17 protein-coding genes are annotated in these 14,412 nt (G+C 28.9%); all 17 read left to right on the top strand.

The annotated features are described in order from the left end of the window. Window positions 1–300: 300 nt before the first annotated feature. The 17 genes from Q0776_RS01880 to Q0776_RS01960 all read left to right on the top strand — a co-directional run bounded on the left by Q0776_RS01880 (window position 301) and on the right by Q0776_RS01960 (window position 14,375). On the top strand, window positions 301–597 hold the full coding sequence (locus Q0776_RS01880; RefSeq protein WP_298364226.1) for a Bor family protein: 297 nt from the start codon (window positions 301–303) through the stop codon (window positions 595–597). 58 nt (window positions 598–655) lie between these two features. Continuing rightward, entirely contained in the window at window positions 656–859 is a 204-nt protein-coding gene (locus Q0776_RS01885; RefSeq protein ID WP_298364231.1) for a hypothetical protein, read from the top strand. Window positions 860–1,198: 339 nt separating this feature from the next. After that, window positions 1,199–2,755 carry an N-6 DNA methylase gene (locus Q0776_RS01890; RefSeq protein ID WP_298364234.1) on the top strand — a complete coding sequence of 519 codons (1,557 nt, stop codon included), beginning with the start codon at window positions 1,199–1,201 and terminating at the stop codon, window positions 2,753–2,755. After that, complete coding sequence (locus tag Q0776_RS01895; RefSeq protein WP_298364238.1) at window positions 2,748–3,683, top strand: BsuBI/PstI family type II restriction endonuclease; 936 nt, start codon at window positions 2,748–2,750, stop codon at window positions 3,681–3,683. The genes Q0776_RS01890 and Q0776_RS01895 overlap by 8 nt, the downstream gene beginning before the upstream one ends. 267 nt (window positions 3,684–3,950) lie before the next feature. Next, a complete protein-coding gene (locus Q0776_RS01900) occupies window positions 3,951–4,379 on the top strand; it encodes a hypothetical protein (protein ID WP_298364241.1) in 429 nt (142 codons plus the stop codon). Between the two features lie 121 nt (window positions 4,380–4,500). Beyond that, the gene (locus Q0776_RS01905; RefSeq protein ID WP_298364245.1) at window positions 4,501–5,217 is read left to right on the top strand and encodes a DUF6090 family protein; all 717 of its coding nucleotides are present in this window, start codon (window positions 4,501–4,503) and stop codon (window positions 5,215–5,217) included. A 603-nt stretch (window positions 5,218–5,820) separates the two neighbouring features. After that, window positions 5,821–6,771, top strand: a complete 951-nt coding sequence (locus tag Q0776_RS01910; RefSeq protein ID WP_298364247.1) for an SDR family oxidoreductase — start codon at window positions 5,821–5,823, stop codon at window positions 6,769–6,771. Between the two features lie 10 nt (window positions 6,772–6,781). Beyond that, window positions 6,782–7,444: an NAD-dependent epimerase/dehydratase family protein gene (locus tag Q0776_RS01915; RefSeq protein ID WP_298364251.1), complete on the top strand. Its 663-nt coding sequence runs from the start codon at window positions 6,782–6,784 to the stop codon at window positions 7,442–7,444. Window positions 7,445–7,452: 8 nt separating this feature from the next. Continuing rightward, the gene (locus tag Q0776_RS01920; protein ID WP_298364257.1) at window positions 7,453–8,364 is read left to right on the top strand and encodes a response regulator transcription factor; all 912 of its coding nucleotides are present in this window, start codon (window positions 7,453–7,455) and stop codon (window positions 8,362–8,364) included. Window position 8,365: 1 nt separating this feature from the next. Beyond that, entirely contained in the window at window positions 8,366–8,869 is a 504-nt protein-coding gene (locus tag Q0776_RS01925) for a hypothetical protein (protein ID WP_298364262.1), read from the top strand. Window positions 8,870–8,916: 47 nt separating this feature from the next. Then, the gene (locus Q0776_RS01930) at window positions 8,917–9,273 is read left to right on the top strand and encodes a VOC family protein (RefSeq protein ID WP_298364265.1); all 357 of its coding nucleotides are present in this window, start codon (window positions 8,917–8,919) and stop codon (window positions 9,271–9,273) included. Between the two features lie 117 nt (window positions 9,274–9,390). After that, window positions 9,391–9,774, top strand: coding sequence for a hypothetical protein (locus tag Q0776_RS01935; protein ID WP_298364268.1), 384 nt, complete (start codon window positions 9,391–9,393; stop codon window positions 9,772–9,774). 148 nt (window positions 9,775–9,922) lie between these two features. Next, window positions 9,923–10,411 carry a hypothetical protein gene (locus tag Q0776_RS01940; protein WP_298364270.1) on the top strand — a complete coding sequence of 163 codons (489 nt, stop codon included), beginning with the start codon at window positions 9,923–9,925 and terminating at the stop codon, window positions 10,409–10,411. Between the two features lie 138 nt (window positions 10,412–10,549). Continuing rightward, window positions 10,550–11,491 (top strand): hypothetical protein, encoded by a 942-nt coding sequence (locus Q0776_RS01945; protein ID WP_298364271.1) that lies wholly within the window; start codon window positions 10,550–10,552, stop codon window positions 11,489–11,491. 113 nt (window positions 11,492–11,604) lie between these two features. Next, window positions 11,605–12,291, top strand: a complete 687-nt coding sequence (locus tag Q0776_RS01950; protein ID WP_298364273.1) for a hypothetical protein — start codon at window positions 11,605–11,607, stop codon at window positions 12,289–12,291. A 78-nt stretch (window positions 12,292–12,369) separates the two neighbouring features. Further along, window positions 12,370–13,446, top strand: a complete 1,077-nt coding sequence (gene corA, locus Q0776_RS01955) for a magnesium/cobalt transporter CorA (protein ID WP_298364276.1) — start codon at window positions 12,370–12,372, stop codon at window positions 13,444–13,446. Window positions 13,447–13,484: 38 nt separating this feature from the next. Next, on the top strand, window positions 13,485–14,375 hold the full coding sequence (locus Q0776_RS01960) for a mechanosensitive ion channel family protein (RefSeq protein WP_298364279.1): 891 nt from the start codon (window positions 13,485–13,487) through the stop codon (window positions 14,373–14,375). Window positions 14,376–14,412: the final 37 nt, after the last annotated feature.

Consider the following 14,412-nt stretch of genomic DNA (forward strand, 5'->3'; position numbering starts at 1 on the left):
TGAACAGTAAAAATTGCTTTACAAACAACTTGATAAATAAAAACTATAAAAGCGTTTTTTATCCCTTAATTTAATTGGGATAAACGCATTTAGTGTTTACATATAATAGCGTTGTATGCAATTTATGATTCAATGTATATTGAAGTTATTTAATAGAAAATAAAAAACTAAAGAATAAACACAAAGTATGGTATACCTAAACCCTTAAAAACCATATGCTAAACAGTTATTATTATTATTGTCTAACAAAACTCAATTATGAGTAATTCAAATAAATGTTTAATTTAAATTAAAAAAAGAATGATTAAAAAATCAATGAAAATGATGACAATTGTATTTGCATCATCAATGTTATTATCTTCTTGCTACTCTTATACAAGTGTTGTAGGAGATGGAGCAAAAGGAAATTCGCAAACAACTCAATGGAATCATTATGTTGTATATGGGTTAGCTCCTGTTGGCGTTTCTAATTCAAAACAAATGGCTAATGGTGCAAAAGACTACACCGTTACCACCAGACAATCGTTTGTTAACGGATTAGTTTCTGCATTAACATTTGGAATTTATACTCCAACAACTACAACAGTAACAAAATAGTTATTGAATAAAGAAGAAAGGCAATTTAACTGTTGCCTTTCTTCTTAATATACTAAAAATGAAAAAATCAACTTTTTACATATCAACTATAATTTCTTTAGTATTATTAGTTAACATTATTAATATAATAACTAACGATTTTGAAAGATTAACTGAATACGGATATGGATATTTAATTGGAAAAATTATTCTTTTTGTAATATTTTTATCACTAGCCCTTTTAACCAAAAAGTATATTTCAAAAAAGAAAGAAACAAAATAAAAGCACCGTTTTAAACAAGTGACATCATAAAATGTTTAATTTGGTAAAACAGAGTGTTTTTATAAACAAAATAATATTAAATTTGAAATAGCACAAACGACTAACGTTCTACAAGCGATTTGCTATGTCCGTAAAATCTCCGATTTTCCAGTCGTACAAATCATATAAAACCCGTTGTGCATAATGTGGAAAATAGAGCAAAACATCAAAATTCGAACTAAAAAAGCCAACACACAAACAGCACATTTATTTTTTTCCGAACGCTTCTGCCAACACCTGAAAAAATAAAAGAGCTGTTTTTTTGCCAACGCTCAAGACTAAATTTGTAACTTTGGAACAATGCAAACTACTTTAGAAATAGAAAAAAACAAAGATACTTTACCGAGCAAATTTGCCGATGTACTTGGCGTGAAATACACTTCCACAGTATCTAAAGAACATAAAAAAGGAAAAGGACAATTCTTTACACCAACTACAATTTCCAATTTTATGGGAAATATTGCAACCGAGCCGAATTCTAGAGATATTTCTATACTTGACCCAGGATGCGGAACTGCAATTTTGACTTGTTCACTAATCGAAAAATTAATTGAATTTGATTTAAACTCAATTCAATTAGTTGCATACGAAACTGATATCACTTTAGTTCCTTACACGGAACAATCTTTACAACACTTAAAACAATGGTGTAAAGAAAGAGAAGTGAAATTTAGCTATACACTTTTGACAAGTGATTTTATAGAAGATATGGCAAAATCAATGGAAAATCACATTGAGACTTTTGATTATATAATTTCAAATCCACCATATTTCAAACTTGCAAAAGATGACAAAAGAGTTAAACTTTTACAGAATTTAGTGAAAGGACAACCAAATATTTATTCTTTCTTTTTAGCTGTTTCAGTTAATCTTTTAAAAAATGATGGGGAATTAATATATATCGTACCAAGAAGCTTCGCTTCTGGTCAATATTTCAATTCTTTCAGAGATTATTTTTTCAGCAATATCAATTTAAATTTTATTCACCTTTTTAAATCACGAAGTGAAACTTTTGACAGAGATAGTGTTCTGCAAGAAACTTTAATTTTAAAAGGAAGTAAAGATAATTTAACAGATGTTATTGTATCAACTTCAGAAGGTCTTAAAGATATTCAAGAGCCATTACAAAAGACTTTTGATGTTAGTGATTTAATTAATTTAAACTCTAAAGCAAAAATACTTCATCTACCAACTACAGAATATGAAGAAAATGTAATCCATTTATTCAAATCTTGGAATAACAATTTGATTGACTTTGGTATTCAAATTTCTACTGGACCAGTAGTTTCATTTCGTTCCAGAGAATTTTTATTTGACAATTACCAAAACTCAACCGTTTTTTTAGCACCTTTATATTGGTTACATAACGTTACAAAAATGAAAGCTGAATGGCCAAATTTTGTAACTAACAAAAGCCAATACATAAACAAAACGGAAGTTTCTAAAAAGATGCTTACAGTTAACAAAAACTATGTTTTTTTAAGACGATTTAGTTCTAAAGATGATAAAAGTAGATTAATCGCTTCACCTTATTTTTCAAGATTTAATGATAGCGATTATATTGGAATTGAAAACAAACTGAATTATATATATCGACTTGATGGCGAACTTCAAGAAAACGAAGCTGTTGGAATTTCTGCAATTCTAAACTCTAAAGTTTTTGATACTTATTTTAGAACTTTTAATGGAAATGTAAACGTTAGTGCTACGGAAATACGATTAATGCCATTTCCAACTATTGAAGTCATAAGAGAAGTTGGCTCTACACTTATTGAAGAAAATGATTTTTCTCAAGAAAAAATAAATTCCATTGTTGACCAATGGTTAGAACAAAATATTTTAGCATTAAATGAATAAAATTGAAGAAGCTCAAATTATCCTAAAAGATTTAGGACTACCCAAATCACAGCAAAATGAAATGTCAGCTATTACTCTTTTAGCTCTCTGCAATATTAAAGAAACTGATGATTGGAAAGATGCAAAAAAAATAAGTCTTGGAGTTAGTAAAGGAATAATGAAATTTAGTACTGTATTCTATGATAAAGAGTATGCAGCAAACACAAGAGAAACATTCAGAAGATTTGTTCTTCATCAATTCGTCCAAGCTAGAATTGTAGATTATAATCCTGACATTCCAAATTTACCAGTAAATAGCCCTAGAGCACATTATGGAATTGCAAAAGAAGCTTTGGAAGTAATTAAAACTTTTGGAACAAAAAATTGGAAAGCGAATTCAAAAGAATTCAGAGCATCAATTGGAGATTTATCAAAAAAATATGCTAAAAGAAAGGCTGTAGATAGAGTTCCTGTAACATTACCAAATGGAAAAATTTTAAAACTTTCACCAGGCAAACATAATGAAGTGCAGGCAGCTGTAGTTGAGCAATTTTTACCTGAATTTGCAGAAGGTAGCGAATTACTATATTTAGGCGATACAGAAACAAAAGACCTTTATAATGATAAGGAAACTTTGGCAGAAATTGGAATTCCAATCGACCAACATAGCAAACTTCCAGATGTTGTTCTATATCATCGTGCAAAAAATTGGCTTTATTTAATAGAAGCAGTTACATCTCACGGACCAGTTTCCCCAAAAAGAATACACGAATTAGAAGAATTGCTTGAGAAGTGTGACGCTGGAAAAATTTATGTTACTGCATTTCCTGATTTTACAGAATTTAAAAAATGGTCGAAAAAAATTGCGTGGGAAACAGAAATATGGATTTGCGAAATGCCAAGTCATATGATTCATTTTAATGGCGACCGATTTATGGGACCACGTTAAGCCAACGCTGAAAGCCATACACATTTGTAATTCCCTCAAGCCAACATAACGCCAAAAATTGCAAAAGAGTATATCTTTTCAAACGTTGCAAACAGCACAGAAATAAAATACGAAGCCTTACACCTCATAAACTTAATCACTCTATAATCAACCGCTTACAAAACCCTTTCAAATTTTCTATTCGGTTTTATTTACTAAATTAGTTGCATTAAAAATGCTATTGATAATAAAATATTATTTAATTCCGAAGAATTAAAAGGTTATAAAATGAAAAAGATTATTGAAACAACTCAACTTGAATTTACAAAAAGTAATTTTCTAATAGACTTAATTAAACACAATAATAACAAGTTATATATCGAGATTAAGCAAACTATTAATGAGGATTATAGAAAATCACAATCTATAAAAATAAATCCAACTGTTTTATCTAATCTAATCAAAGTCCTTCAAAATTATCAAACAAAAATCTCAACTAAGTATAATCAAACAAATAATCACATTACTGAAATTGAACAACAGAAAATACAAGAAAGATATTTAAAAGGGGTTCCAATTACTGATTTATCACTTCAATTTGATATAACAACTGAATTGATAGAAATGATTTTAAGAAATAGAGATATAGAAATTGTATCAAATGAACTACCGAAATTAGAACCTCCAAAAAAAAGATATAAAAGATGGAAACGATAAAATATATAATCCTAAAATTTAGAATAAAAATTTCGAAAGTCCAACACCACATAAACTTAATTACCCTATAAACAACCACTTACCAATGATAAAATTCTTTAGAAAAATACGCTACGACCTTATGGAAAAAAATAACGCTGGAAAGTATTTAAAGTATGCTATTGGAGAAATTGTTTTGGTCGTTATTGGAATTTTAATTGCGCTGAGTTTAAATAATTGGAATGAATCAAGGAAAAATGAGATAATTAAACAGCAGTTAATTGATGACTTAATTGTAGAATTACAATCATCGAGGGTTATAATAAATGATGCTATTGCCCTTGGTGATTCTCTAATTGCAGACGGTCAATTGTATTTAAAACATATTGGATCTAAAGAATTGACAATTCAAATAGATTCACTGAAAAAACTTGGAGATTTTATAACATATGGCATTCCTTATGATCTCAATTTACCAATTTATGAAGATTCAAAATCGTCAGGCAGGCTTAGTATGATTAATAATAAGAAAGTACTAATACTTTACGCTGAGATAATGTCTGCCGACATTGGTGGATCCATTCACCGTAAAATTAGTAATGATATGTATTATAATGGTTCTGACTGGGAACTAAGAAAAGAAATAGGATTAAGCGAAATTTTATCTACCCCTAATGAAATGATACCTGAAAGATTTAGATTAACTGAAAAAGAATTTTTGGAAATCCTTGCACGTCCTTCTACGTTTGCCACGTTAAATAATTCTTTACAGATGAAAGTTGTAAGGATTAATTATATGAATAGAATAAGCAATGGAATGACAGAAGTTATTGGATTACTTGAAGAAGAAAAAAAATAATCTTAAGTTATAAAAAATAACAAAAGTACAACAAAGTGAATAATCAATTGCTAGTAATCGCCTACTTCCGAAAATTTTTGCGGGTTTTCTACTTGTAATTTAGTTGCCTAAATGTTAATAAATAGTCTTATTTCATAATCTTTATTACTAATTTTTTAGTAATTTTAAATTTATTGCTAACACCTTGTTTTAGAGGCAATTTAAATGCTTTCCTAAATATTCTACAATTTTTTCAAATTTATTGTACATTATTTTTTCAATTAATGTACAATATTTAGTAATATATAGTACTTAATTTACATCAAACCCCCTCAACTTTTACAATAAACTCCCTAATAAATTACACTATGTATACTTATAGTTAACCACCATTTAATAGCATCTTTTTGTTTTAAAATAAGTTTACACTTATCTTTAAATTTTAAAACACCAATATGACCTATAATTTAACATTTTATAATCAATTTTAACCTTTAGTCATATTTAGGGACAAGACATTATGACCGCGAAAAAGTATCCAACATTCGAAATTTTGTATAACAAAACAAGATTACAATTGTCCCACCTTTGTCTTATATTTTTAATCATTAAAAAATAGGTAAAATGGATACACATAAATTTGGCAAAGAAGGATGGACACCAGACAGCATTGGAAATTTGAATGGTAAAACATTTGTTATAACTGGTACTACCAGCGGAACAGGTTTTGAAGCTGCAAAAATATTACTCTCCAAAGGTGCAAAGGTGGTAATGCTTAATAGAAACTCAAAAAAGGCGGAACACACAGTTAAAACGTTAAAACAGGAACTTGGTAGCCACATAGATGTTTTAGCCATAAAAATGGATTTAGCAGAACAAGCTTCTGTAAAAAAAGCTGCAGAAGAAGTTTTAAAAACAGTTCCTCAAATCGATGCTCTTATTTGTAACGCTGCCATTGCCCAAGTACCAAAACAAACACTTACCGTTGATGGTTGGGAAAGTCAAATGGGAACAAATTACTATGGAAATTTTAAACTTCAAGCTTTATTGTTTCCACTTATTGAAAAATCTAAAGGACGCATTGTAACGGTAGGAAGTTTGGGGTACAATATGGGAATTAAAACCATTAAATTTGATGATATGAATTGGGATAAGGATTACACACCTAATAATGCTTATAGTCAAAGTAAATTAGCTCAAATTATGTGTGTTTACGAATTACAAGATCAATTAAAAAAAGCCGGAAAAACTCATGTAAAAGTGTATGCTTGTCATCCAGGTGCTTCCAGAACATCCTTAATTAAAACCAGTGGTAGTTTAATAACACGCTTTGTTTGGCAATTAATGAAATTATCTCCATTTGTGCAATCTGCTGAAAAAGGTGCGTATCCGCAATTAATGTGTGCTACAGAACCTAACCTAGATCAGAAAGGTTTTTACGGACCAACAGGAAGAAACAATTGGACAGGTCCAGTTGGTGAACATACCTTAGCTCCGCACGCTAAAGATAAAGCCGTAGCTAAAAGATTGTGGGAACTTTCAGAAAAAGAAACAGGTGCAAAATGGAATTTTTAAAACCAAAGAAATGAATGTAATTATAACAGGCGCTACCGGAATGGTTGGCAAAGGTGTTTTATTAGAAAGTTTAGATAATGATAGAATTAAACAAATTCTCTTAATAAATAGATCTTCAATTGATATTAAACATCCTAAAATTAAAGAAATCATTCATAAAGACTTTACAGATTTTAGTTCAATTAAACACCAATTTAAAGGCTATAATGCTTGTTTTCACTGTATGGGAGTTTCCTCTGCAGGAATAACAAATGAACAATATTATAAATTTACATATACATTTACCGAAGCTCTAGTTAATGCATTGTACGAAACAAACCCAAACTTAACTTTTATTTATGTTTCGGGAGAAGGTACGGACAGCACCGAAAAAAGTAAAATTATGTGGGCAAGAGTAAAAGGTAAAACAGAAAACTTAATTTTTAATAAAGGTTTTAAAGGTGCTTATGCGTTTAGACCAGGAGTTATTTTACCAAAACGTGGCATTAAATCTAAAACTAAATTGTACAATCTATTATATTTAATTACACGCCCTTTATTTCCAATAATGCAAAGAATGAAATCGGTTACTACTACAGAAAAATTGGGAAAAGCGATGCTCGTATTAATAGAAAAACCTCAAAATTTAAAGACTTTAAATGGAAGTGAAATTAATAATGTATTATTGAACTAATTTAAATTATGCAACATTTTAAAACATTATCATCGTATTTAGATTATTTAGGACTTCCACGCCCAGAACATCCAATGTTAAGTGTATTTAACTCAAAGGGTGATGGTTTTTTGCCTTGTCCAAGAGAAAGTTCACCACCAATTACAAATGATTGCTATTCCATTAGTTTAAAAAAGTTTGTGGAAGGAAACTTAAACTACGGACGAACAACTTATGATTTTACCAATGGCGCACTCATTTTTATTGCTCCAAGACAAGTATTACAATGGGATAATAGCGTAGTTTTTGAGCAAAAAGGTTTCTCAATAAATTTTCATGAAGATTTTTTAAAGGGAACAGAATTAGCACAACAAATAAAAAAATTCGGTTTCTTTTCTTATTCAACTAATGAAGCATTGCACCTTTCGCCAAAGGAAGAAAAGCAAATAGAAGCAATTGTAGAAAATATTGAAATTGAATATCAAAACAATCAAGATGCGTTTAGTAAAGAAATTATTATTTCTCAATTAAATACGCTCTTAAAATATGCCAATCGTTTTTATGAAAGACAGTTTTTAAATAGAAAAGAACTTTCTAACAATTTATTAGAACAGTTTAATCATCATTTAAGCGAATATTTTGAATCGGGACAATTACAAGAAAAAGGCATTCCAAGCATAGAACAAATAGCTGAAAAAATATCAGTTTCTCAACGATACTTAAGTGATACTCTTAAAAAAGAAACAGGTAAAACTTCAACCGAACATTTACATTTGCATTTAATAGATGAAGCAAAGAATATATTGTTACAACCTAATAAAAGCATCTCAGAAGTGGCTTATGAATTAGGGTTCGAATATCCTCCTTATTTTTCAAGATTATTTAAGAAAAAAGAAGGTATAAGTCCAACCGAGTACAGAGAAAAATATAAATTAAATTAAAATGGAACTATTAAAATTAGCTACAGAATGGGCAAAAGCCGAAGTATTTTCAACACGATTCTTTATCATGTTTGCAATACTATTTATAATAGCAAGTTTAGGGTTTTGGCAGTTAGGAAAAACAGATTTGGCAAAAGCATACATCATTCCAACCTTAGTAGCTGGTATATTACTTTTAATAATTGGCAGTGGACTAAACTATACAAATATTCAAAGAGTTAAACAATTTGAAAAAGACTTTACTATTAATGCACCAGCTTTTTATCAGTCCGAAATTGAACGTTCTGAAGGTACTTTAAAAGAATACACAGTTGTATTTAAGGTTATTCCAATATTAATAATTATTGCAGCTTTACTAATTTTATTTATCAATACACCAACTTGGAGAGCCATTAGCATTACTACAATAGCTATGTTAATAGTTATCTTATTAGTTGACGGAACTGCACATGCAAGAATTGATGCTTATTATAAAGAATTGAAATTAGTAGAAATTAAAAAATAACTACACATAACAACGTTAACTAAAATAACACCTAAACATATAACTTTATGCTTACAAATGTCCATCCAAAATTACCAATGCGAAACAAAAGAGTTACCCGAGAATTTTACTTAAGCCAATTAGGTTTTAAAGATTTTGGAAACGTGGACTATGATGGCTATTTGATGTTGGAAAAAGATCAAATTCAAATTCATTTCTTTGAATTTAAAGAACTTAAACCTAAAGAAAATTACGGACAAGTTTATATTAGAACCAACAATATTGATGCATTTTATAAATCATTATTAGAAAATAAAACCAAAATTCACCCTAATGGAACATTGGAAATAAAACCGTGGGGACAAAAAGAATTTTCAATTCTAGATCCAGACAATAACCTGTTGACATTTGGACAAAACATTTAGAAAAAAGCGATCGCACACTAATTACAAAAATTCAGATAAAGGACAACTTTTCATATATATTTTTAATAAATTTACAATGTTTAAATAATTTTATAGAAACTGTAAATAGATTAGTTTTTGAACTTAATAAAACATAATATCAAATTTAAATTTGATAGTTCTCTAGGTATTTTATTTAAATACCATTATGGATTAATTACTATTGAAGATATAAAATCTTCTTGGCTGTATGCTTTTGAAAATAATATAATCCCAAAAGAAAATAAAGGATTTATTTTAGATTTTCGAAATTCGAAATTTAATATAAAACTGAGTGAGCACGCCGAAATAGCAGATTTTTATAAAAATAATTTAGACGTATTTGGAAATTTTAAAATTGCCATAATTACTGATAAGCCTAAAGATATTGTTGTTCCCATTCTTGTTCAATACTTAGATGACGGTTATACCTCGTGCCCGTTTAGTACACCTGAAGCGGCTATTAATTGGATTTTAAGCTAAAAAACAACAAAATACATACCTAATTACTAGGTTATGAGATTCATACTAAAATATTCACAAATTTTATAAGTGCTATTTATTTATTAAATTAGTGGTTGAATAAACTAACTAATCAATCACAAACACCTGTGAAATTAAAACCTGCAACATGAAACATTTAAACCTGCTGTTATCGCTAATAGGCTTATTTTTGGTAATTCTTGTTGGATGCGAGAAAGAAATAAAATTAAAACCTGAATCAAAAACACCAGATTCGGAACTGACAACGCTTATTACAAAACAAGTTGATAGCCTTTATACAGTTTATCAAAAATTTGATTACGATTGGATTGAATTCTATGCCGACAATTATACCGCTATTTATCCAGATGGACCAATTCAACATTTAACCAAAGATTCTCTAAAAGCCCAATGGGAACGGATTTACGCTAAATATGAAGTAAAACTCCTTCACCGTGGAAGACCAACTATCATTCCATCTGAAGATATGGCAATATCTTACAACAGTTTTAATGAAATATTTATTAATAAAGAAAATTTAGATACTATTAAAAATGTTGGCACTTACATTATCAATTGGAAAAGACAACCAGATGACTCTTGGAAAATAGTTTTTGAAACTTTACAAAATCATTAAAAACTAAATACAACGCATTTATAATTATCTGGTTCTATTTTACTTATAAAATATTCACAAATTTTATAAGTGCTATTTATTTACTAAATTAGAAGCATAACCAAAGTTTGGTTGTAATTATAAACTTAACTTCTAAATTTGAAATATTTACTAAAAATAGTATGTATCCTTATACTTTGTTACTCTTGTGACGATGATGATGGTACCGTTTCTGTTGGACTTTTAGCCGAACACCGTGGCGTATACATCAACGATTTTTATACTGGAGGTATTTTAGGTAACAATACCCTTGAAGATAATTTGCTTGCTTGGGTTGACGAAAATGATTTTACAGACATTTACCTATACAATATTGGAGCAGCACTTGGAGACGAACTAGATAATGATTTGCGTTCTTTTGTAAAAAAAGCTCATAACCAAGATCCTTATGTAAGAGTATCTTTTGTTTCTGCTGGATTTGGAGATTCATTTACCGAAATTGAAGAATACCACGATGGCCGAAAAGACAGCAGACCCGATGGTATTGTAAGTGAAATTGAATTTTGGAATGGCAGTATGAATTTTACCGACAATTATGCACCTTGGATAAACAAAGTAAATGATTTAAAATTTACGCCACCTCCTGGCGAAGTTGCACCACTTAATGCAGGTATAACACGTCAATTCTATATTGGCAAAATTAAAGATCCTGGGTTGCCACCAAGCTTAACTATTGCAAAAGAGTTGGTAATGCATCACGACCAAATTTTTTTAACCAATTACCATAGCGATGCTTGGCATTTATCAAACTCAACAGCAGAAAATTCTATTGTGAACAAATTAAATTTATTGGCACAGGCAGGAATGGAACTAAATAAAGAAGTAACTATTGTTATTTTATTTAACGTTTACCAAATGTCGCCATCTCCAGAAATTTGGAATTATTTTTCAACCGCAGGAATGGACAATGAATTCGAAAATGCATTTGTAGAATGGAGCGGTGAATATAATGCAAGCACAGATATTAGTAATAAAGAATTTTTAAACATAAAAGGCTTTGGAATTTATAGGTATAGCGATGCTAAAAATGCAAGACCATAAAAAACTGCTCAATTCTACAAAATAGCAGGTTTCTAAACAAAAAAACTTAAATTTAATATTCAAAAAGCTGTAACAACCAGAAAAAAATTGCAACTAATAACAAAAACCTATTTATGAGAAAGTTACTATTTCTACTGATAATTGTTAGTTCACTAAATAATTTATGGAGTCAAAATAATTATAAAATTGATTCAATTGTTTCGGTAAGCATCCCGGGAGATGCTATAAAAATTGACTCTATTAGCAATAACAAAACTATAATACAATTTCAATCAAAAGTTGAAAACTCTGAATTTATAGTTAAAAAGGAATTCGCTGAAAACGATAGTATTAGTATATATAAATCCAATCTTCCATATGACTTAAAAAGTTTAGAAACGTATTACAAATCTTTAACTAAAACGTATCTCCAAAATTCCCCATTTAAACTTGAATCGGAAAAATTGATAGAAAAAGATAGCTTACAAGCCTATCATTTAACACTTAAAGATTCTTTAAAAGAAAGCACCTACGAAATTGAATATTTCATAGTAAACAATTACATCTATTTATTTGAATGCAAAACAAGTGGAGCATTACAAAATGATGAAAAAACAGCGTTTTTTAATTCTATTAACATAAAGTATGATCAAAAATTAGATCAATTTATGGGGAAAACTGAAGTTGAAAAAACAGCTTTTAACCTTGGGTACAAACTTGGTTATACAATAAAAAAACACCCTTCCTACATTTGGATTTCTTTAGGAGCAATCGCAATTTTAATAATTGGCATTATAGTATTCTTTGTTAGAAAAAAGTAACATTACTAGCTAAACCTTGTAAATTTATGGTTAAATTTGGTTAAGCACAAGGGTCCAACATGCAACCAATTGATTAAAATGAATAAAAACATGGCAAGGTTTATAAAAAAGAAAAAGAAAGAAATTGGTTTAGCACCAGATGCCTTAATTTTTAGAGGACAGAAAAAAACAGATCAAGTTTTATTAAGAGTTATTGATTTTGATGCTAATAATTTAACCGAAGATGATGTTAAAACAGTAAAAGAAATTAGTGAATTTCAACACAAAAATACAGTAACTTGGTTAAATGTTGATGGATTGCACAACACCATAATAATGCAAGAAATAACAACTTCATTTAATCTTGACACCTTGGTTATGGCAGAAGTATTAAATACAGAAGCAAGACCCAGAGTTATTGAATACGATAATTGTACGTTAATAACCTTAAAAATGTTAAGACTAGATGAGCAAACTGGTAAAACACTAGTTGAAAACCTAAGTTTAATACTTTCAAAATCAGTTTTAATTTCTTTTCAAGAACAAAAAGGAGATGTTTTTGAACCTGTAAGAGAAAGGATAAGAAAGCAAAAGAAACGAATTCGTAATGGAGGAATTGATTATTTAACTTTTGCTTTATTAGATATTGTTGTAGATAATTATTTATATGTTATTAGCGTTTTAGGAGAAAAAGTGGAAACCTTAGAAGAAAATCTTTTAATGAATCCAACTGAAAATGTTATTAACGAAATTAACAATTATAAACGAGAGCTTAATTTTTTAAGAAAAAGCATAAAACCAGCTAAAGAAATGATTTTTTCATTAGCAAAAACCGAATCGGATTATATTACAGAAAGCACATATGTTCATTTTAAAGAACTTGAAGACAATATTAGCCAAGCCAATGATGCAACTGATAATTACCGTGAAATATTGTCCGACCAACTTAACATTTATCACACAACAATTAGCAGTAAGTTAAATGACATCATGAAATTCCTCACCGTTTTTTCGGTAATATTTATTCCATTAACATTTATAGCGGGTATTTATGGAACCAACTTTGAATATGTGCCAGAACTTTCCTACAAATACAGTTATTTTATAATGTGGATTGTTATGATTTTAGTTGCAATAGGTATGCTTTTATTTTTCAGAAAGAAAAAATGGTTTTAGAAACAAAAATATAATACATTTTTAATACAAAATTTCAAATGAAACATTTTATGAATATCGATTTTCAAAAGATTTTCAGTGATTATTTCGAACAAATTAGCACACTAATTCCAAATATAATTACCGGAATCTTAATTTTAATTATTGCTATAGCTTTAGGTAAAATAGTTTTTAAAATTATAGTAAAAATTACTCAAAGAAAATGGCAAGATAATATTATCTCTAATTTTTTAGCGCAAGTTATTAAATGGACATTTTACCTTTTTGGAGTAATAATGGCATTAAGCGTAGTTGGCTTTACAGGTTTAGCAAGTACTATTTTTGCCGGAGCTGGGGTAAGTGCCATTGTTTTTGGTTTTGCCTTTAAAGATATTGGCGAAAATTTTTTAGCAGGAATTATTTTAGCATTAAAAAGACCTTTTGAGGTTGGTGATATTATAGAAATACAAGGAGATAAAGGAACTGTAAAAGACCTTGATTTAAGAACTACTCATTTAAGAAGTGCAGAAGGAAAAGACATTTATATTCCAAACTCATCCATTATAAAAAACACTTTAATTAACTATACAAAAGATGGCTTTTTAAGAATAACTTTTATGATTGGTATTGCACCTGAATGCGATATTGATGTAACTCGAAAATTAATTTTAAACTACCTTAAAACCAATAATAACATATTAAAAACACCAACATATAGTGTTATAGTTCAAGAATTAGGTGAATATACAACAAACATCCAAGTGCTATTTTGGATAGATATTCTAACAAATAAAAAATTACCCGATAATTATCTAGGTCACAACATACGAAGTAAAGCAATTACGGATATTAAAAAAATTCTTGATGAAAACCACATCGAAATGCCATCACAGGTTTTAGAGCATAAAATGTACCGCGAAAACAGTTTTAAAATAACAAAAGAACTTTAAACTAACCACAAAGTTTGTGTGGCTAATTTCTTAATTT

It is taken from the genome of uncultured Lutibacter sp. (assembly GCF_947495725.1).
Classification (GTDB): domain Bacteria; phylum Bacteroidota; class Bacteroidia; order Flavobacteriales; family Flavobacteriaceae; genus Lutibacter.